We start from the raw sequence: 20,474 nt of genomic DNA, 5'->3' as shown, positions 1-20,474 counted from the left end.
GGTTTTTTATTGTCGTTTAATTAAAGCAGTAAAGAAAAAGAACACGCAAGGCGAATTTTTGATTCACTTACAATGAAGCCCCGCCATTCTCATCCGGAAACTATAACTCTATCTCACCAATCTTCAGCCATCTGTTGTCTTCCTGCTCCTCATTAGCGAAATGGAATTTCTTGGCGTTAGAGTTTATTTCCGATAGAGGATTAACAACTCTGACTAACATATCATAACTGCCTTCACTTAGTTCAGAAGTGTCAGTGGACCATTCCAAAAGAGCCCCTTTATTATCTTCTGTTTCTTCGTCATCTGGTAAGACGTTTGATACATCCCAATCGGTTGCCCATTCTTTTATGTTGCCGTTCTTATCTCTTGCTGCGATTTCGACTTTCCAATCATAGTAAAAAGGAGCCACACTTGTATTCTGAATTTCAATCGCCGCTTGTAAACGGCCGTTGGCAGCATGCACATAGCCAGTCGGTACAAAATACTCATACCCTAAACTGCGTGAACCTTCACGTGCTCGTTCCAAGGCCTCTCCTTCAAGAGACGTTTGGAAGACTTCTTGTATTTTCAGCCAAGATGCGTGAGTTAATTCCAGGCTCTTGTAGTAGTCTTCGCCTTGCGCTCCTTCTATTGGTTCTCCTATATACTGGGGCGGATCGTTATCCCACATATCTATTTGAATTTCGGGACGCATTTCTCCTCCAATCGGTTCAACTTTCCATTTATCCATCACTTGGTTGTCTTGCAGACGGCCGACAAAATGCCAGTCCTCTCCGCCCAAACTAGCAGGCAAAGTCTGAAAAGCAAAAGAATCATCGTGATAACCGATATTCAAATCACGATTAAATTCGGACGGATAGCGTGCAAGTATTTTTGTTTCATCAAACGAATCGTCGAATTCTTGAACAATAGCTGCTTGGTTGGCCAAGTTTGGCATCCAATCTGTTGCACGACCGTCTTCTTGTTCCGCCAATTCACCATCCCAATCTCCAGCTGGAGTCGATCCATCCTGCGGATAAGTATGCCATTCACCCCAAAATCCTACTAATCCAGCTTGAATAAAACCAATTCTTGGGTCGCCGTCGTACCTATCTCCAAGAGCTTCAATAAATTGATGTAATGCTGTATTTAGATTTTCATCATCATAGTCGGGTGAAACACTCGTTCCTTCAGGTCCCCCGTTGCTATTATAGGAGTAATCTTTCGTTTCCAATCCCAGATCCAGCAGAAACTGCGGAATTCCGGATGACCTATTTGGATAATCGAGATACACTCTAAAAATGGCCTGATTCCCTCTTGAAGCTACATCATCTATATTAGATTCCAGCTTGCTCCAGTCAAATTCGTTAAAATTTGTCATAATTTCATTTAGAGGGATATAGAAGTACTCCATACTATATGGCATCTGATTATCTATACGCCATTCTGCCGATTCACTGAAGGGTAAAAATCCTTTTAACGGATTATCGATTGGTGCTGCTGTATAATTAAGATTAAATGTGTTAGAAGGAGTTGCCCACTCAGGAGCCAAAGTTCCTAACTCAGTGTCTTCCGAAACACCCCATAGACTGATAGAATCTATAAAAATTTCATTCGTCGAATTTTCTTGGGGATTATAGCCAAATTCGAACCCTTCTACTAAGGTTAGATCAAGATCATTGTCACAGCCTTGCGGACATTGCCATGCCTTCTCTGTAAATTGGTTCCAAGCAATACGGATATGGCCAGTAAAATCCGCTGGAACAGTCAGCATGCTTTCAAAAGATTTCTCTTCCCATAAAGAACTGCCATCCTCTTTCAATGATGCCGTAAAAGTTCCTTCTTGGCCAAACGCTTTTGATTCAGATTTAATATCAAAGTTAAATTCAAACGGTTCATCTGCATCGTTATGTATCCAAAATGAAATGCCAGCAGAATTTGTCCAGTCACGAAAAGAAGAATTGTGAGATACGGATACCCAAGAATCTAGGGGCTCATTCGGAACGATCTGCATAGAATTATCACCGTCATTAGTGTGCTCCTGACTTAAGGACCAATCGGCACCATTCCCATCAGATGACCAAAGCTCATATGCACTTTTTATTTGATCATCTGAGGTATAGTTTTCAAAGTCATCAATCATAGTAATAGTTTCTGAGGACGCTGCATCAGCTTTTAGATTTGTAGGTGTGACTGCTAAAGTTGTAATTAAAACTAAAACAAAGAAGTATTGTACAAATTTAGTTTTTTGTTTCATATTAACCTCCATTTAGTATTATTCAACATACATATTAAAAGTCTCATCTCATGTGAAATCAGGCATATAAATACCAGAATACTGCTGACTTTTGTTTAGAACTTCATAATCCTCCCTTCGCAAACCTCCTTGCTTATGACAGTTACCTTGTGCTTCTACTTACATTTCACAAGAAACTAGCCTTTCTTATTTTATCGGGTATTTTTTAACTATAATAAGGACTGTTCTATCTTTTTGCGTAATAAGAGCCCATCAGAGGTTACTCTGATGGGCTCTTAAATGATTAAGATTATAATTTATGATACGATTCGGCCTCTACACCTAAAAAAACGCATCTCAACATCCTTTTACAATGTATTACGCCAGTCCAATAGTTCTTGTTTCTCCTGAGAAGTTATCGTCTCTTTCTCTACAAGAATATCAACTAAAGAATCAAAATTTGTCAGCGTCTCAAATGGAACATCAATAGCTGCAAAGTTATCATCCGCTTTTTTCAGATTGTAGCTGAAGATTGCCAGTACCTTTGTCACAATCGCTCCTGCTTCCTGCAGTGCTTGGATTGTGTTAATAACCGATCCGCCAGTTGAAATGAGATCTTCGATGACAACCACATGTTTACCAGATACGTCGGCTCCTTCGATTTGGTTGCCTTTTCCGTGTCCTTTTTTGCTGGATCTGACATAGATCATAGGCAGATCTGCTTTATCGGCGAGCCATGCTGCATGTGGGATGCCTCCGGTAGCACAGCCTGCGATGATGTCCGTTTCCGGCAACTCGGCTAACTTCTTCTGAAACTGCCGTGCTATAGCTGTACGCACTTCGGGATGACCAAGAGTCAGGCGATTATCACAGTAAATCGGCGAGTGGATGCCAGAAGCCCATACAAAAGATTTGGCTGGATCAATCTGTATCGCATCGATTGAAAGCAATGCTTCGGCTATATTAGTTGTAGTTGTCATAGTTTTTCCACTCCTCGATTACTTGTTCGTATGCTTGTTTTGGATTGGATGCTGCTGTAGCGCTTCTGCCAATCACAAGATAGTCCGCCTGCATTCTTCTAGCTCCAGCAGGCGTTGCGATACGGTGCTGGTCATTTCGGTCGGATCCTGCCAGCCGTATTCCTGGTGTGACAGTAAGAAAGTCTGATCCGCAAGCTGCTTTGATACTAGATGCCTCATGAGGAGAACAAACTACCCCATCAGCACCTGCTGTTTTGGACAATTCTGCCAGATGCAAGGCATATGCAGCAAGCTCCATCGGCTGTTTGAGATCGGTCTGAACCGTATCTTCATCCATTGATGTCAGCATGGTAACAGCTATCAGTTTAGGAACAGCATTACTAGCTCCCTGCAACAGACCTTCTTTTGCAGCTTCGATCATTTTTGCTCCGCCTAGTGCGTGAACATTCAATATATCTACATCAAGCCCAGCTAGATTACGCATAGCGCTTTTGACTGTATTCGGAATGTCATGCAGCTTAAGGTCGAGGAATATTGGATGGTTATTCTCTTTCAGCTGGTGGATGATTGACGGTCCTTCTCGGTAAAATAGCTCCATTCCGACTTTTACTGGAATCTCGGTAAGCTCATGCTGATCGAGGAAATGCAGCGCTTCTTCCCCGGTCGGGAAATCAAGCGCGAGATAGATTGGTGTCTGCATGTTCATGCCCCTTTCCGATTGCGTCCTCGACACTGGAGAAACCATATTTACTCAGAACATCAGGTAGATTCTGTATGATTTCAGAGCAGACGAATGGATGCTGGAAATTAGCGGTACCTACCGCTACAGCTGATGCACCGGCCAGAAGGAATTCCAGCACATCCTCAGCTGTTGTTACGCCTCCCATGCCGATGATTGGCAAGTTAGTCATCTGGCGTATTTGGTAAACCATGCGAATCGCTACCGGTTTTACAGCAGGACCAGATAAGCCGCCTATTTTGTTGGCAAGCAACGGTTTTCTTCCCGCTAAGTTAATTTGCATACCTGTTAGTGTATTGATTAAAGACAAACCATCTGCCCCGCCTTCTTCGACTGCGCGGGCGATGACTGTGATATCGGTGACGTTCGGCGAGAGTTTTACATAGACTGGTACATCGCTTACTTCTTTCACGGCAGCTGTAACCATTTTAGCAAGTTCCGGATCGGTGCCAAATTGGACACCGCCTTCTTTCACATTCGGACAAGAGATGTTCAGCTCTATCGCTTTTATTACTGGGTGCTTGCTTATTTTCCGTGCTACTTCTACATACTCTTCGACAGTGCTGCCTGCTACATTGGCGATAATCGGCGTGTCATAACCCGCTAAAAACGGGAGCTCATTCTCTATTATCTGATCAACACCTGGGTTTTGTAAGCCGATTGCATTGAGCATACCCGCAGAGGTTTCGGCAACGCGCGGCGTAGCATTGCCATAGCGTGCGGAACCAGTTGCCGCTTTGATCGTAATCGCTCCGAGAAGGTTCAAGTCATAGAGCTCTGCATATTCCTTGCCGAATCCGAAACAGCCGGAAGCTGGTAAAATAGGATTCTTCATATCCAAGCCTGGAAGTTTGATGTTTAAGTTCATGCCAATACAACCTCCTTCGCTCGAAAGACAGGTCCGTCTTTGCATATTTTCTTATAGCCGCTTTCACTGTCGGGCGCTGGTACGACACATGCGAAGCAGGCACCAATGCCGCAGCCCATTCGCTGTTCTATTGAAATAAAACCTTCCTCATCTTCAAGCTGGGTGGATACGGCTTTGAGCATGCCAGTAGGACCGCAGGTGAAAAACTGATCAAAATCGAAACCTTCCTTTTTGATAATATCCGTCACAAACCCTTTTTCTCCTGCGCTTCCATCATCTGTTGCCAGATAATAGTCTCCCAGGCTGCGAAATGCTCCTTCATAGAAAACTTGCTCTTTGTTTTGGAATCCTGCTACCATCGTTACCTGGATGCCTTTTTCATGCAGTCGCTGTGCCAGATAATAAAGTGGAGGTACGCCGATTCCGCCGCCTACTAGCAGTGCATGATTCATTTGGAGTTCATCGACTGGATAACCTTGTCCGCACGGTCCAAGTGCATCAAGCTGATCTCCTGGCTCTGCTTTGGCCAGTGTGTTTGTTCCTTCTCCAAGCAGCTTGAAGATGATCGTGATCGTGGACTTCTGTTTATCCACACCAGCGATACTGATAGGACGGCGCAGCATATGATTGCTGCCTTCTCCTACAAGTAAATGGAGGAATTGACCGGGCAGGATGTTCTCCTGCGCCATCTTTCCCTTGAAGGTCATTTCCACTGTATCCTTAGCAATTGTTTCCCTGCTGATAATCTCGAGATGTTCATGAATCAAGACGGCATACCCCCTGCGACTACAGGCTTGGCAGTGAATGTCATAGATTCAATGATGGTTGCAATCGCTTTGGCTGTATCTAGACTAGTCAGGCAGGCGATACCATGCTCCACTGCTTCACGACGGATAAGGAAGCCGTCTGATCTAGGCTGTTTGCCGGAAGTTAATGTGTTCACAACGAATTGTACTTCACCATTTTCAATGATGCTGATCACATTCTGTTCAGAAGCACCGACTTTTCCTACTGTTGTAACCGGAAGTCCTGCTTCCTCTACTGCTGCACTCGTTCCTTCGGTAGCGTATAGCTGGAAGCCAAGCGCATAAAACAGTTTAGCGATCTCCATCGCTTCTTCTTTATCCTTATCAGCTACTGTGAGCAGAATCGCGCCTTCCTGCGGTACAGATAGACCTGAAGCAATCAGTCCTTTGTACAGTGCTTTTTCAAGTGTGCGATCATGTCCGATTGCTTCGCCTGTCGATTTCATTTCTGGTCCGAGCAACGTATCGACACTGCGCAGCTTCTCAAAGCTAAATACCGGTACTTTGACATACACGTCTTCTGGTTCCGGCAGGAGTCCGGAAACATACCCCATGTCAGCAAGCTTTTCACCTAATATTGCTTTTGTAGCGATATTTGCCATCGTTACATGTGTGATTTTGGACAGGAACGGAATGGTACGGCTGGCACGCGGGTTCACTTCCAACACATAAGCTTTGTTTTGGTGGATGACGAATTGGATGTTGATCAAGCCTTTAACTCCAAGAGCCTTCGCGATTTGCATTGTCGCATCGATGCATTGTTGGCGGCATTCCTCGGTTATCGTCTGTGTCGGATACACTGCAATTGAATCTCCGGAATGGACGCCGGCGCGTTCGATATGCTCCATGATTCCCGGGATGATTGTTGTTTCTCCATCACTAATGGCATCCACTTCCACCTCGATACCAGTCAAGTATTGATCGATCAAAACTGGATGATCATGTCTGACATGCACCCGTTTTTCCATGTAAGTCTCTAATTCCTCGTCATTGTAGACGATCTCCATATTACTTCCGCCAATCACATAGGAAGGACGGACTAGTACAGGATAACCTATCTTTTCTGCTGTTGCTGCTGCATCCGCAAGTTTCGTGATGGAAGCCCCGTCTGGTTTAGCAATCTTCAATTCATCAAGCAGCCTTTCGAATTTATCCCGGTCTTCAGCTGCATCAATTGCCTGCAAAGAGGTTCCGAGCACCTTCACACCGCGGCGTTCCAATCCTTCTGCCAGGTTGATAGCAGTCTGACCGCCAAATTGTACGATCACACCTAGCGGATTTTCCAGGTTGACGACATGCATGACATCTTCAAGTGTTAGCGGTTCGAAATAAAGCTTATCGGATACACTGAAATCCGTCGAAACTGTTTCTGGATTGCTGTTGATGATGATTGCTTCATAGCCTGCTTCCCGTATAGCTAGAACGCTATGGACTGTTGCATAGTCGAATTCAATTCCCTGTCCGATACGGATCGGTCCGGAACCGAGCACAATCACTTTTTCTTTATCAGACGCTATTGATTCATTTTCTTCTTCATAGGTGCTGTAGAAATAAGGTGTTTGCGATTCGAATTCTGCTGCGCATGTATCTACCATCTTATATACAGGTACGAGGTTGTTTTCTGTACGGAACTCGTATACTTTATCCTCAGTTGTGTTCCACCAATGAGCTATTTCCCGGTCAGAGAATCCTTTTTGTTTCACTTCCTCTAACAATTCCAGTTCCCAAGGCTGTTCTTGCAAAGCTGTTTCCATTTTGATCAAAGCTTCAATTTTCCAAAGGAAGAACCGATCGATCATAGTTAGTTCATGCAGCTGTTCAATAGTGTACCCGCGGCGAAAAGCCTCAGCCAGGACAAACAGACGTTCATCATCTGCTTTGATAAGTCGATGTTCCATCTCCTCATCGCTCATTGCATCAAGACTGATGGATGCAAGACCGTTCGCTTTATTATCAAGGGAGCGGACACCTTTCAGTAAAGCTTCCTCCACATTGCGGCCGATCGCCATTACTTCGCCAGTCGCTTTCATTTGCGTACCTAGTTTACGGTTGCCGCTGACAAACTTATCAAACGGGAATCGTGGTAGCTTGGCAACAACGTAGTCTAGTGCTGGTTCAAAGTAAGCATATGTTGTACCTGTTACAGGATTTTTAATTTCATCCAGTGTCAAACCTACTGCAATTTTAGCTGCCATCTTGGCGATTGGATAACCTGTTGCCTTGGAAGCAAGAGCGCTTGATCGGCTGACACGAGGGTTCACCTCAATGATGTAATAGTTGAAGCTGTGCGCATCCAAAGCGAGCTGTACATTACAGCCTCCTTCGATCTGCAGTGCTTTGATGATTTTTATTGAAGCGTTGCGCAGCAACTGGTATTCCCGGTCACTAAGTGTCTGGGACGGTGCTACGACAATGCTGTCACCTGTATGGATGCCGACTGGATCGACGTTTTCCATATTACAGACGACGATTGCCTGATCATTTTTATCTCGCATTACTTCATATTCGATTTCTTTGAATCCGGCAATATTCCGTTCAATTAGACATTGTGTTACTGGGGAGAGCGCTAATCCATTCTTTGTGATTTGTTTTAGCTCCTCCAAGTTATAGCACATTCCACCGCCCGTTCCGCCAAGCGTGTAAGCTGGACGTACGATAAGGGGGAAACCGATCTCTTCTGAAAAAGCTACTGCTCCTTCTACTGTTGTGACAATCTGACTCTCTGGAACGGGTTCTCCAAGACGATGCATCAAATCTCGGAACTGCTCTCGGTCCTCTGCCTGCTGGATTGCTTCAAGGGATGTGCCAAGCAGCTCAACACCGAATTCCTTTAAAATACCTGAGTTGTCTAGCGCCACAGCCAAGTTTAAACCAGTCTGACCGCCAAGTGTCGGCAGCAAGGCATCCGGCTGTTCTTTACGGATAATCTTGCTCAGGAATTCCACCGTGAGCGGCTCCATGTAAACAGTATCCGCAACGGTGTGATCCGTCATGATTGTAGCAGGATTTGAGTTGGCAAGAATGACGGTGAATCCTTCTTCACGCAAAGCCTGGCATGCCTGTGTGCCGGAATAATCGAATTCTGCCGCTTGGCCGATTACAATCGGTCCGGAGCCGATGACAAGTATTTTTTGGATATCAGTGCGTTTAGGCATAAGTTGCTTCCCCCTTGGATGAATGCTTGCTTTGTGCTGTCATGTTTAAGAAGTTATCGAATAGATGACGGGTATCTTCCGGACCAGGTGCTGCTTCCGGATGGTATTGGACACACATGACCGGATATTGACGGTGTTTAAGCCCTTCAACAGTTCCGTCATTTAAGGCTACCTGCGTCAGAATGAGATCTGTTGCAGCCAATGATTCCTTGGTGACCGTATAGCCATGATTTTGTGAAGTTAGGTAGGTTTTTCCCGTCTCCAAGTCTTTGACAGGGTGATTGGAGCCCCGATGTCCGAATTTCAGTTTTTCTGTATTTGCACCTGCTGCCAGTGCAATCAGCTGATGACCGAGACAGATACCGAAAATAGGTACTTGGCTTATAAGCTCACGAATGGTCTGTATGGCTGGGTCCACGTCTTTCGGATCTCCAGGTCCATTCGTCAGCATGATACCATCCGGGTTTAAATGGAGGATTTGTTCGGCTGTGTAATGCCATGGTACAACTGTGATATGACAGTCGCGGGCTGCCAATTCACGAAGGATGCCGTGCTTCATGCCAAAATCCATGACGACGATACGTTTGCCGCGTCCCGGTACGACATAAGGTTTGGCTGTACTCATACGTTGTACTTGATCGTTCGGAAGTGTGATAGATTCCCAAGAAGCATGTTTTTCAAGTGTATCGACTGCTTCTGTTAATCTAGCTTTCATTGCTCCTTGTTTCCGGATGATTTTTGTCAGTTTACGAGTATCGATACCTTCAATGCCAGGAATCTGATGGAACTTAAGGAAAGCATCAATTGTATACTGTTTCCGGAAGTTAGAAGGTGCTGCAGCAGCTTCTTTCACAACTAGCGCTTGAATGGATGGCTGGATGCTTTCGAAGTCATCGCTGTTAATACCATAGTTGCCGATCAGCGGATACGTCAGTGTAACGATCTGACCGCAGTAGGAAGGGTCAGATATAATCTCTTGATAGCCTGTCATTCCTGTGTTGAAGACGATCTCTCCAGTTGTTGCAGCATCGCTGCCAAACGCTGTGCCAGTAAATACTGTACCGTCTTCTAGGATAAGTTGTCGTTTCTTCATTTTACCGCTTCCTTTCTGTAGACGATTTCTCCGCCAAAAATTGTCATCGTCGGCTCTCCTTTATAGCGCCAGCCGATAAATGGTGTGTTTGTTCCTTTTGATTGGAACTGAGCTGGATTTACTTCTCCATCAGCATCGAGGTCCAATACAGCTATGTCTGCTGCTGCACCGATTTCGAAGCGGCCAAATGGAAGTCCAAATGCCTGTGATGGCTTGATCGTAAGCCAATCAATCAACTGATTGAGCGTAAAGATATCTGTCTCAACAAAGTGTGTATAAAGCAGGCTGAAAGCAGTTTCTGATCCGACGATACCGAATGAAGCATCCAGCATGCTGACGTTCTTCTCTTCTGCTGTATGTGGTGCATGATCCGTCGCTATCACATCTATCGTTCCATCAAGCAGTCCTTCAATTAGCGCCTGACGATCAGCTTCAGATCTGAGCGGCGGATTCATCTTGAAGTTTCCATCATCTGTTTTGATATCTTCATCAACAAGAAGCAAGTGATGCGGTGTTACTTCTGCAGTCACACGAATACCGGCGCGTTTTGCATCTCGGATTACCCGGACTGATTCCTTTGTGCTCACATGGCAGATATGATAATGACAGCCAGCAGCTTCGGCCAGCAGAATATCGCGCGCTATATGTACCGACTCGGAAACACTATTGATGCCTGGCAGACCTAGCCGCTCACTAGCTGTACCTTCGTGCATGACTCCTCCTGGAACAAGGCTGTCATCTTCGCAGTGTGCCACAACAGGAATTCCGAGCTTAGCTGCTCGCTGCATCGTTTCCAGCATCATTCCGGCTGACTGGATGCCAAGACCATCATCGGTGAAGGCAAAAGCTTCTTGCATGTTTTCCATGTCCACTATTTCACGGCCTAATTGCTTTTTAGTGATAGCAGCATACTGCAGTACGCGGATTACGCCGCTTTCTTCGTTGCGAGCCATGATAGATTGGAGCGTTTCTGGACAGTCTGGTGCAGGTCGGAGATTTGGCATAGCAGCTACTGTCGTGAACCCGCCTCGAGCAGCTGCTTTTGTACCTGTTTCAATCGTTTCCTTCTTTTCTGCTCCCGGTTCACGCAAATGCACATGCACATCCACAAAACCAGCTGTGACAAGCTGACCTTCCAAATCTTCCACATGGTCTTCTGCTGTAATTTCGATTTGATTAGCAATATCTGTGATAATGCCATCCTCGATTTTCACCATTACTTCTTCTAGTTTCTGATCAGCTGTTAACTGTTTCGCGTTTGTTAAGATTGTAGCCATGCTTGATTCCCCATCCTTCCAATAGTGTAATGATAACTGCCATTCGTGCTGCTACGCCGTTTTCCATCTGACGAAAGATCCTCGAGCGTGGTGCTTCAACGAGACTGTCGTCGATTTCGATGCCTCTATTGACCGGTGCCGGGTGCATAATGATCGCATGCTGCTGCATTCTTTGTTCCCTTGCTTTGGTCAGACCGTATTGTTCCAAGTAACCTGCTTCTTCCTCTTTTGTTTCATGACGCTCAAACTGGATGCGAAGCAGCATCATGACATCACATTGTTCCACTGCATCATCCATACTCAACACCGGGATACCAAGTGTCTCATCCATCCATTCCGGCTTGCCCGCTGCAAAGACTTGCGCCCCCAATTTGCGCAGTGCCATTGCATTGCTTCTGGCAACCCGGCTGTGACGTATATCACCGGCAATAACGATTTTCAGTCCTTCGAAACGTCCATACTCCTGGTAAATCGTCATTAAATCAAGCAAGCATTGCGTCGGGTGCTCTCCTTTTCCGTCACCGGCATTAATAACCGGAATATCCAGCCTCTCAGCAAGCCTTGCAGCTGTATGTTCCTCTGGATGACGGATGACAAGGACCGAAGCGCCGATCGATTGAAGGGTCTTTGCGGTGTCATAGACGGTCTCGCCTTTTGTCACACTGGATGCCTCTGCGGCGAAGTCCAGTACTTCCAGGCCGAGTTTTCGTTCTGCTACGGTAAAGCTCATCTTCGTCCGTGTGCTCGGCTCGAAGAAAAGATTGGCTGCGAACAGCTGCTCCCTGTATCCTGATACCCCCTGTACCTGTATGTCTGTAGCGAGCTGTACGAGCTGTAGCAGTTCCCCTGCGGTGAGATGCTTCATCGATACGAAATGCTTCATGTCCTTCTCCTCCTTATTTGGATGCTGTTTGTTTCTGATCCTCGGCTGTGAACAGACTGCCATTTCCAAGGCCGGATTCTTTACCCGGCAATACAAGGTTCAAGACGACACCAACTAGCGCTGCTAATGCCATGCTGTTGATCTCCAAGTCTAAATCGGCGATCTGGAAGCGAAGGAAAGCTCCGCCAATTCCGATGACCAAGATAATCGAGCTGATGATTAAGTTACGTTTGTCCCCAAGATCAAGCTGGCTGTCTATCATCGTTCGAAGACCGCTTGCAGCGATTATCCCAAAGAGCATGATGCTCACCCCACCCATGACTGCGGATGGTACTGAGCTGATCAAGGCCGTGATCAACCCGGTAAACCCGAACAGAATAGCAAGTACTGCCGTACCTCCGATGACGAATACACTGAACACTCTTGTGATCGCCAACACCCCGATGTTTTCCCCGTAAGTCGTGTTTGGCGGTCCTCCAAGCATGGATGCGATTATTGTCGCGACTCCATCACCTGCCAAGGAAGTATGCAGCCCTGGCTTGACGAGCATGTTTTGATCGACAATTTTGGATAGTGCCAGTTGGTGTCCGATATGTTCGGATACTGTTACGACAGCGATAGGCACCATCGTGAAGAATAGCTGCCAGCTGAATACATCGGCGACGTTATAATCGACAAACGGTATGGTAAAGTTCGGTACAGTGAAGATTCCGCTAAAGAAAGCACCGATGCTATCTGCTGTAACGATCTGGTTCCAAGCTGCCTGTACGCCGCTTGTGTCAACAATTCCTTGTGTGAGGGCGAAGACGTACCCACCGATGATTCCGATCAAGACCGGAATCAATCCAAGGAACCCTTTGAGAAAGATGGACGCCACTACTGTTATTGCTAATGTGACCAGTGCGATTGTGAAGTATTTTGTACTGTATTCCCCAGTATCAGGTGCATTCATTGCCATATCCACCGCAGTCGGTGCCAGTGCCAGACCGATGACGATGATGACTGGCCCAACAACAATCGGCGGAAGCAGTTTGATGATACTTTTCATTCCGCCGAGACGGATGGCGATTGCTACTACGCCGTAGGCAAGACCTGCGAAAAAGCTGCCAATCATGGCGCCTCCGATTCCAGCAGCTTCAATCGATTGCGTTATCGGATAGATGAAGGCGAAACTCGAGCCTAGATAAGCTGGTACTGACCCTCTTGTTATCAAGATGAATGCGAGTGTGCCGACGCCGCTTGAAACAAGCGCTACAGCTGGATCAAGTCCGGTTAGCGCCGGCACCAGGATAGTGGCACCGAACATTGCGAATAAATGCTGTAAGCTGAATATGATCCATTGATTCCATTTTGGGATGTCATGTATGTTTAGTGCTGGCTTCATCTGTTTCTCTCCTCTTTTTCCTTATAAAAAAAGCCTCTTCGCGATTATGGTCGCAAAGAGGCACACGTCTGCCACTTCCGTGACGACGTTGTAGCTTGCGACCTTGTAAGCCTCTCTGGACTTCCATTAAAGGTCCTTATTCATTTTCGTAAATATCGACGCTCTCGTAATCATCTGTCTCTTCCAACTCGACGACAATGACTTCCGATTGCGAGGTCGGGATGTTCTTCCCGATATAATCGGCCCGAATCGGTAGTTCCCGATGTCCTCTGTCGATCAAAACTGCTAGTTGGATCTGCGCTGGACGTCCCGCGTCCATGATCGCATCCATTGCAGCTCTCACCGTTCTTCCTGTGTATAATACATCATCAATCAAGATGACATTCTTATTCGTTAAATCAGTTCCGAGCTTTACTGGCTGCACCATCGGCTCCTGATTATCAGAGGCATGTGCCAAATCGTCTCGGTATAACGTGATATCCACTTCTTCAAGCGGTATAGTCACTTGTTCGATTCCTTCTATCTTCTGCTGCAGGCGTTTCGCGATGGGAACACCTCTGGTCTGGATACCGACAAGAACCAAATCTTCCGGTCCTTTATTGCGTTCTAGGATTTCATGTGCAATCCGTGTGAGCGCACGTCCAATTGCAGCCTGATCCAGCAGGGTTGCTTTCTTATTCATTTTCTTCCCACCTTCCTTTGAAGCTATGAAAAAAACCCCTTATCACCATGAGGTAATAAGGGGCTTGGATACATACGTATCCCGTTCATCTCCGCTTCCTTATCAGCCTCTCTGGACTGTCTTAAAGGTTCTTATTCAACTTCATTCAGTATCGCATGTCAGGGAATGACTGTCAAGCATTGAACTTCAACTTGTCCAATTCCTCTTGAAACACGTCTGGAACTGGTGCTTCGAATTGCATCCATTCACCTGAAATTGGATGATTGAAGCCAAGAACTGCAGCATGCAGCGCTTGACCATCGATATCCAACGTTCTGCGCGGACCGTATTTCGGATCTCCAGCAAGTGGATAGCCAATATATTGCATATGCACACGAATCTGGTGTGTTCTGCCTGTCTCAAGCTTACATTCTATATACGTGAATTCTTCAAAGCGCTCCAGCACTTCGAAATGCGTCACAGCAGGCTTTCCGTTTTCAACGACTGCCATTTTCTGACGGTCATTCGTATCACGTCCAATTGGTGCTTCAATTGTACCAAATTCATGGTCAATTACACCATGGACAATTGCTCGGTACTTCCGTTCAATATCATGTTCCTTCAGCATATCAGTCAATTTTTGATGCGCCTTATCATGCTTAGCGACTACTAAAAGGCCGCTTGTATCCTTATCGATACGGTGTACAATCCCAGGACGCATTGTACCATTGATACCAGAAAGATCTTTTAGATGGTAAAGCAGCGCGTGAACCATTGTACCAGACTGATGACCGTTGGATGGATGTACGACCATTCCGCGCGGCTTGTTCACAACTGCGATATCAGCATCTTCATAGATGATCTCAAGCGGGATATTCTCCGCTTCAATTTTCATTTCCTCAGGTTCCGGAATCGACCACTCGATCACGTCCCCCTCTTGCACAGTATACTTATTCTTAACCTTGGTGCCGTTCACAGTAACTAGATCTTCTTTGATCCAGCTCTGAGCCTGACTCCGGGAAACATCCTCCTGGATATCAGATAACAGCTTATCGATGCGCAAGCCCGCCTGCTCGGCTGCGACTGTATGTTCCAACTTACTCATGCTTCTTTTCTTCCTTTCTTTCGTTCATCAAGCAGCATAGCAATAATGATGAGGATTACACCTACAACTAGACAGGAATCCGCCACGTTGAAGATTGGATAATGATAGTCACCGAATCGTGTATCGACAAAGTCGACAACTTCCTTGCGAAACAGCCTATCAATAAAGTTACCAATAGCTCCTCCAAGTACAAGCGAAAGTCCGGTACCCATCAATTTGCTTTCCTTGCTATATTTCACAATATAATAGCTGACTATGACAATAACAATCGCTGTTACAAGATAAAAGAACCAAAAATGACCTTCCAATATCCCCCACGCTGCTCCTCTGTTCCGATGGGAAGACAGGTACAGGAAATTATCGATGACCGGAATTGATTCTCCTTCTGTCATATTTTTCACTACTGCCAATTTCGTTAGCTGATCAATGATGATCAGAATGATCGCGATCACAAAATACATGGACTCCATTTCCTCCGTTCAATACAATCTATCTTGCATTTTACCATAGATACGATGAAAAAGATTGTCCAGATAAAAAGAAAGCTCCGCTTAAAAGCGAAGCTTTCTCTTCTTACGCGTGATAGTGTGCTTCTACGATGCTTGCGCAGCGTGAACATAGTTCAGGATGCAACTCATCCTGCCCTACTGTGTCGGAAGCAACCCAGCAGCGTTCGCATCGGTCTGCCGGATGTTTTTCGACACGGACAGCCACATGCTCATAATCAGCAGCATCAGCATCTGAATCCACCACGTTAGCTTCAGATACAATAAGCAATTGATGCAAATTATCAATTCCTTGAAGAAGCTGTTTCGTTTCATCATCTTTGGCAACAATCGTAAGTTTGGATTCTAATGACTTACCAATGACTTTCTCACTGCGGGCAATTTCCAATGCTTTCAGAACATCATCACGTACTTTGATGAAATGATCCCATTTTGTTAGCAGTTCCTCATGATCTGAAATTGCTACAGCTTCTGGGAAGTCTGACAGCTGGATGCTCTCTGCTTTCTCACCAGGGACGTAACTCCATGCTTCCTCCGTTGTATGAGCAAGAATCGGTGCAAGCATTTGCAGAAGCGATTTTACAATTTCGTAATACGCAGTCTGAATGCTGCGGCGTGCTGGATGATCAGCAGCCTCGATATAAAGGATATCTTTACCGAAATCAAGGTAGAACGCACTAAGTTCTACAGAACAGAAGCTTAGGATTGCAGAATATACATCCGCAAATTCGTAATTGTCATAGCTCTCGCGTACGTGCTTAGTCAAATCAGAAAGCTTCGCAAGCATATAACGATCTACTTCGACCATGTCAGCATGCGCTACGCTGTCCTTAGCAGGATCGAAATCATGCAAGTTAGCTAGCAAGAAGCGGAAAGTATTTCGGATTTTGCGGTAGCCTTCGGATGTCTGTTTGATGATCTCATCGGAGATGCGAACATCGGATTGATAATCAACAGAAGCAACCCATAGACGAAGAATATCCGCACCATACTGCTTCATGATTTTCGCTGGAACAACGATGTTGCCAAGCGATTTACTCATCTTTTTACCTTTACCGTCTAATGCGAATCCGTGGCTGAGGACTGCTTTGTACGGTGCTTTGCCTGTTACAGCGACAGCAGTTGTCAAAGAAGAGTTGAACCAGCCGCGATACTGGTCAGAGCCTTCCAAGTAAAGGTCAGCTGGACGCTGCAATTCCGGTCGGTTTACTAACACACCTTGGTGAGAAGAACCAGAATCGAACCATACGTCCATGATATCTGTTTCTTTCGTGAAGATGCCGTTCGGGCTATGCTCGGAAGTGAAGCCTTCCGGTAATAGATCTTTCGCTTCTCTTTCGAACCAGATATTTGAGCCATGCTCAAGGAACAGGTCAGAAACATGCTGGATCGTTTCTTCTGTAATGATTGGTTCTCCATTTTCCCCATAAAATACAGGAATCGGAACACCCCATGCACGCTGACGGGAAATACACCAGTCCTCGCGATCACGGAACATGTTATAAAGACGTGTTTCGCCCCATTTCGGGAACCATTCCACTTCTTTGATTTGTTCGATGATTTGCTCGCGGAATGCTTTGATGGAAGCAAACCATTGCGCCGTTGCACGATAGATAACTGGCTTCTTTGTACGCCAGTCATGCGGGTAAGAATGCGTGAAGAATTCAAGTTTTAGTAATGCACCTTTTTCTTCAAGCAGTTCTGTGATCTCTTTATTCGCCTTATCATAGAATACACCTTCAAAACCAGGAGCTTCACTAGTGAAGACACCTTTGTCATCCAAAGGACTGATGATCGGCAATTTGTATTTCTGGCTGGCAAAGAAATCTTCTTCCCCGTGTCCAGGTGCTGTGTGTACACAGCCTGTACCGCTGTCTGTTGTAACGTGTTCACCAAGGATAATCAAAGATTCGCGATCATAGAAAGGATGCTGTGTTGTTACATACTCCGCTTCTTTTCCTTTGAATGTTTTCAGTATCTCAGGACTGCTCCATTCAAGTGTTTCTGTAACGTTGCCAAGCAAATCTTCTGCTACGACATATTTCTCGCTGCCAACTTGTGCTACCACATATGTCACTTCTGGATGAAGCGAGATTGCGACGTTCGCAGGCAATGTCCAAGGAGTTGTCGTCCAGATGATGAATTTCTCGTCACCTTGGAACAAGTTTTTACCGTCTTTCACTTGGAACGCTACATAAATGGATGCAGAACGTTTGTCTTGGTACTCGATTTCCGCTTCTGCCAAAGCAGATTCAGAAGATGGAGACCAGTATACCGGCTTCATACCTTTGTAGATGTAGCCGCGTTCTGCCATTTCACCGAACACTTTAATCTGTGCTGCTTCATAATCCTTTGTCAACGTAATATAAGGATTATCCCAATCACCACGAACACCTAGCTGCTTGAACTGGGTACGCTGGTTGTCGATTTGCTGCATTGCATATTCCGCGCAAAGTCGGCGGAATTCTGCAACCGTCATTTTCTTGCGGTCAACCTTTTTCTTCGTAAGCGCTTGTTCAATTGGTAGTCCGTGTGTATCCCAGCCTGGAACATAGGGTGCATGGAAGCCGGACATTGATTTATAGCGAACGATAAAGTCCTTCAGTACTTTGTTAAGTGCATGGCCCATATGAAGGTCACCATTGGCATATGGAGGTCCGTCATGCAAGACGAAGAGCGGACGCCCTTCCGTTCTTTCCTGCACTTTTTTGTAGATGTTTTGTTCTTCCCATTCCTGCTGCATTTTCGGTTCTTTGTTCGGCAGGTTGCCGCGCATCGGGAAAGCCGTTTCCGGCATCAGCAATGTTTCTTTGTAATCCAATGTATTTTCCTCCTTATGATGACCGATATTTTTGGGCAAAAAAAGGAGTCCCTCATCATCCCAGAAGGGACGAGAGAGACTCGCGGTACCACCCTTATAGACAGACTAGTATCATCTATCCACTCGAATTCGTAACGTGAATGAGACGTCCATTTCTACTGCTTGCGGTTCGAATGGAAACTAGCGGGTGATGTTCGAAAGAAATACCGTACCAGGCTCTCACCTTCCCTGGCTCGCTTTGAAAGCGGTATGGACTTCCTACTGTCCCGATCACAGTCTTTATATCATGGTCATGTTGTTAACTAATTAATAGTAAAATTATATGTAAGTTTGCGAAAAACGTCAAGCGGACTTTATTCCGCCGTCTCTTCCTCTGGCTCATACGCTACCTCTGTTGCGAATAAACCATCCCAATCGTCCGTTTCAATCATCTCGAGCTGCGCTTCTACAAGCATTTTCAATCGTGTACGGAATACTTTTGCTTGTTTTTTAAGATCCTCGACTTCCAATGCAATCTGGCGTGACTTCGTGAGGGACTCATTGATGATACGGTCTGCATTCTTTTCAGCTTCCTTGATGATCAGCTTGGACTCTTTCATTGCATTGCCTTTCACTTCTTCAGCAGTTTCCTGCGCCACAAGGATTGACTTATTTAGTGTCGTTTCAATATTGTTGAAATGACCAAGTCGTTCTTCGAGCTGCTGCATGCGCTCTTCCAAATCCTTCTTCTCACGAATGATAATCTCATAATCCTTGATTACCCTATCGAGGAAGTCGTTTACATCATCTTCATCATAACCGCGGAATCCGCGGGCGAACTCCTTATTGTGAATATCCAAAGGTGTTAATGGCACGACGGCCACCTCCTGTTAAAGAATCTTTAATAGCTGTTATTCGACAAAGATAGCATAAATTAACCGTTACGGCTACTTTAATTTTTCCAATGTAATGCGCTGCTTGTCTTTCTTTGTTGTACCTTTCACTTCTGCAAGCTTGCCTCTGCCCATGCCTCGCAGGGACAAGAGATCTCCCTCAGCCAGCTGAAAGCTGACATCCTCGACCGTCTTGAAATTGACTTTGACAAGTCCTTTCTGGATACGCTCAGCTGCCTGCTGGCGAGACATGCGATATAGCTCCTTTATGATAGCATCCAGCCTAAGAGAGGAAACAGTTGTTTCGCTAGTAACCCATTCCACCTCTTCTGGCCTGAACCGATTTGGATCCACTGATTCCCATGTTACCTTGGCTCTTTTGACTTCAACTAAATTCGCACGTATGTAGGGAGCAATGTCTGATGTAGTGAAAAGTTGGATTACACCTTCACCCACACTGATATCGCCCAATTTTTTACGATCAATTCCAAGGGAAAGGAAGGATCCCAATACATCACGGTGTTCAAGTGTGACAAACTTATCGGGATAAGTAGCCTCAAGCAGCTCGATACTAAAATCCTCTGGTGTAATTGAATCATAAAGCGGTGCAATGATTCCCCGATTTCTTTCCGCTTTCTCCGTTCCGCCTGACAAAGCCCACTGCAGCTCAGTTTGGCCGCCTAACAGCTGTCGGAAGATAAGCTGTTCCCGGGGATCCAGGAAATCAGTCATCCGGGGCTGATATTGACGTTCCACTTGTTCCATCCAGGAAAGAATCTGGTCGATAAAAGGACGTTCCTCTTCCCGGTAATGCTGATAGATACTCACGTTACGTTGTACTCCTCATCATTAAAAAATCATAAAGTAAATAGTTCTTACTCCACTCTCCGCTAAGCGCAAAACAATGATCCCAACGATTGGGGACAAATCAATCATTCCTAGCGGCGGAATGAACCGTCGAAATACATCCAGATATGGTTCACAGATCCGACCTAGCATTTCGCCAAACGCTGATTGCCTGGCTCCCGGGAACCATGACATGAGGATATAAATGATCAATGCAAAGGAATATACTGTGAAAGCCGTACTAATTATGCTCAAAAGCATTT

The 20,474-nt window shown here is 45.6% G+C and carries 17 protein-coding genes and 1 other annotated feature; all 17 genes read right to left on the bottom strand.

Annotated elements, in window-relative coordinates; translation table 11 throughout:
* Positions 1–100 precede the first annotated feature (100 nt).
* On the bottom strand, positions 101–2,236 hold the full coding sequence (locus CHH48_RS01290; protein ID WP_176466343.1) for a DUF4832 domain-containing protein: 2,136 nt from the start codon (positions 2,234–2,236) through the stop codon (positions 101–103).
* 347 nt (positions 2,237–2,583) lie between these two features.
* Positions 2,584–3,195 carry an orotate phosphoribosyltransferase gene (gene pyrE, locus CHH48_RS01285; protein ID WP_095217550.1) on the bottom strand — a complete coding sequence of 204 codons (612 nt, stop codon included), beginning with the start codon at positions 3,193–3,195 and terminating at the stop codon, positions 2,584–2,586.
* Complete coding sequence (gene pyrF / locus CHH48_RS01280; protein WP_095217549.1) at positions 3,179–3,895, bottom strand: orotidine-5'-phosphate decarboxylase; 717 nt, start codon at positions 3,893–3,895, stop codon at positions 3,179–3,181. Before pyrF ends, pyrE begins: the two co-directional genes overlap by 17 nt.
* A complete protein-coding gene (locus CHH48_RS01275) occupies positions 3,867–4,802 on the bottom strand; it encodes a dihydroorotate dehydrogenase (RefSeq protein WP_095217548.1) in 936 nt (311 codons plus the stop codon). Before CHH48_RS01275 ends, pyrF begins: the two co-directional genes overlap by 29 nt.
* A complete protein-coding gene (locus CHH48_RS01270; RefSeq protein WP_095217547.1) occupies positions 4,799–5,569 on the bottom strand; it encodes a dihydroorotate dehydrogenase electron transfer subunit in 771 nt (256 codons plus the stop codon). Before CHH48_RS01270 ends, CHH48_RS01275 begins: the two co-directional genes overlap by 4 nt.
* The gene (gene carB / locus CHH48_RS01265) at positions 5,566–8,763 is read right to left on the bottom strand and encodes a carbamoyl-phosphate synthase large subunit (protein ID WP_095217546.1); all 3,198 of its coding nucleotides are present in this window, start codon (positions 8,761–8,763) and stop codon (positions 5,566–5,568) included. Before carB ends, CHH48_RS01270 begins: the two co-directional genes overlap by 4 nt.
* Positions 8,756–9,856 (bottom strand): carbamoyl phosphate synthase small subunit, encoded by a 1,101-nt coding sequence (locus CHH48_RS01260; RefSeq protein ID WP_095217545.1) that lies wholly within the window; start codon positions 9,854–9,856, stop codon positions 8,756–8,758. The genes carB and CHH48_RS01260 overlap by 8 nt, the downstream gene beginning before the upstream one ends.
* Positions 9,853–11,133: a dihydroorotase gene (locus tag CHH48_RS01255; protein WP_095217544.1), complete on the bottom strand. Its 1,281-nt coding sequence runs from the start codon at positions 11,131–11,133 to the stop codon at positions 9,853–9,855. Before CHH48_RS01255 ends, CHH48_RS01260 begins: the two co-directional genes overlap by 4 nt.
* The gene (locus tag CHH48_RS01250; RefSeq protein WP_095217543.1) at positions 11,093–12,016 is read right to left on the bottom strand and encodes an aspartate carbamoyltransferase catalytic subunit; all 924 of its coding nucleotides are present in this window, start codon (positions 12,014–12,016) and stop codon (positions 11,093–11,095) included. Before CHH48_RS01250 ends, CHH48_RS01255 begins: the two co-directional genes overlap by 41 nt.
* Positions 12,017–12,029: 13 nt before the next feature.
* Entirely contained in the window at positions 12,030–13,400 is a 1,371-nt protein-coding gene (locus CHH48_RS01245) for a solute carrier family 23 protein (RefSeq protein WP_095217542.1), read from the bottom strand.
* Between the two features lie 136 nt (positions 13,401–13,536).
* The gene (gene pyrR, locus CHH48_RS01240; RefSeq protein WP_095217541.1) at positions 13,537–14,082 is read right to left on the bottom strand and encodes a bifunctional pyr operon transcriptional regulator/uracil phosphoribosyltransferase PyrR; all 546 of its coding nucleotides are present in this window, start codon (positions 14,080–14,082) and stop codon (positions 13,537–13,539) included.
* Between the two features lie 172 nt (positions 14,083–14,254).
* Complete coding sequence (locus CHH48_RS01235; RefSeq protein WP_095217540.1) at positions 14,255–15,166, bottom strand: RluA family pseudouridine synthase; 912 nt, start codon at positions 15,164–15,166, stop codon at positions 14,255–14,257.
* The gene (gene lspA, locus CHH48_RS01230; protein ID WP_095217539.1) at positions 15,163–15,627 is read right to left on the bottom strand and encodes a signal peptidase II; all 465 of its coding nucleotides are present in this window, start codon (positions 15,625–15,627) and stop codon (positions 15,163–15,165) included. The genes CHH48_RS01235 and lspA overlap by 4 nt, the downstream gene beginning before the upstream one ends.
* A gap of 112 nt (positions 15,628–15,739) precedes the next feature.
* On the bottom strand, positions 15,740–18,493 hold the full coding sequence (gene ileS / locus CHH48_RS01225; RefSeq protein WP_095217538.1) for an isoleucine--tRNA ligase: 2,754 nt from the start codon (positions 18,491–18,493) through the stop codon (positions 15,740–15,742).
* 62 nt (positions 18,494–18,555) lie between these two features.
* Positions 18,556–18,776 (bottom strand) — a binding site (T-box leader).
* A gap of 70 nt (positions 18,777–18,846) precedes the next feature.
* Positions 18,847–19,347 (bottom strand): DivIVA domain-containing protein, encoded by a 501-nt coding sequence (locus tag CHH48_RS01220; RefSeq protein WP_038559994.1) that lies wholly within the window; start codon positions 19,345–19,347, stop codon positions 18,847–18,849.
* A 72-nt stretch (positions 19,348–19,419) separates the two neighbouring features.
* Positions 19,420–20,193, bottom strand: coding sequence for an RNA-binding protein (locus tag CHH48_RS01215; RefSeq protein WP_095217537.1), 774 nt, complete (start codon positions 20,191–20,193; stop codon positions 19,420–19,422).
* Between the two features lie 21 nt (positions 20,194–20,214).
* Complete coding sequence (locus CHH48_RS01210) at positions 20,215–20,472, bottom strand: YggT family protein (protein ID WP_095217536.1); 258 nt, start codon at positions 20,470–20,472, stop codon at positions 20,215–20,217.
* Between the last annotated feature and the right edge of the window lie 2 nt (positions 20,473–20,474).

The organism is Terribacillus saccharophilus (genome assembly GCF_002272075.1).
GTDB lineage: Bacteria > Bacillota > Bacilli > Bacillales > Amphibacillaceae > Terribacillus > Terribacillus saccharophilus_A.
This window is presented reverse-complemented; position numbering and strand designations above follow the sequence as displayed.

Excerpts from the sequence above, each read along its gene's own strand:
- CHH48_RS01290 (WP_176466343.1), bottom strand. The coding sequence starts at position 2,236 with ATGAAACAAAAAACTAAATTTGTACAATACTTCTTTGTTTTAGTTTTA.
- CHH48_RS01260 (WP_095217545.1), bottom strand. The coding sequence starts at position 9,856 with ATGAAGAAACGACAACTTATCCTAGAAGACGGTACAGTATTTACTGGC.
- lspA (WP_095217539.1), bottom strand. The coding sequence starts at position 15,627 with ATGTATTTTGTGATCGCGATCATTCTGATCATCATTGATCAGCTAACG.
- pyrR (WP_095217541.1), bottom strand. The coding sequence starts at position 14,082 with ATGAATAAGAAAGCAACCCTGCTGGATCAGGCTGCAATTGGACGTGCG.
- CHH48_RS01235 (WP_095217540.1), bottom strand. The coding sequence starts at position 15,166 with ATGAGTAAGTTGGAACATACAGTCGCAGCCGAGCAGGCGGGCTTGCGC.
- CHH48_RS01275 (WP_095217548.1), bottom strand. The coding sequence starts at position 4,802 with ATGAACTTAAACATCAAACTTCCAGGCTTGGATATGAAGAATCCTATT.
- CHH48_RS01210 (WP_095217536.1), bottom strand. The coding sequence starts at position 20,472 with ATGCTTTTGAGCATAATTAGTACGGCTTTCACAGTATATTCCTTTGCA.
- CHH48_RS01245 (WP_095217542.1), bottom strand. The coding sequence starts at position 13,400 with ATGAAGCCAGCACTAAACATACATGACATCCCAAAATGGAATCAATGG.
- CHH48_RS01250 (WP_095217543.1), bottom strand. The coding sequence starts at position 12,016 with ATGAAGCATTTCGTATCGATGAAGCATCTCACCGCAGGGGAACTGCTA.
- carB (WP_095217546.1), bottom strand. The coding sequence starts at position 8,763 with ATGCCTAAACGCACTGATATCCAAAAAATACTTGTCATCGGCTCCGGA.
- pyrE (WP_095217550.1), bottom strand. The coding sequence starts at position 3,195 with ATGACAACTACAACTAATATAGCCGAAGCATTGCTTTCAATCGATGCG.
- CHH48_RS01255 (WP_095217544.1), bottom strand. The coding sequence starts at position 11,133 with ATGGCTACAATCTTAACAAACGCGAAACAGTTAACAGCTGATCAGAAA.
- pyrF (WP_095217549.1), bottom strand. The coding sequence starts at position 3,895 with ATGCAGACACCAATCTATCTCGCGCTTGATTTCCCGACCGGGGAAGAA.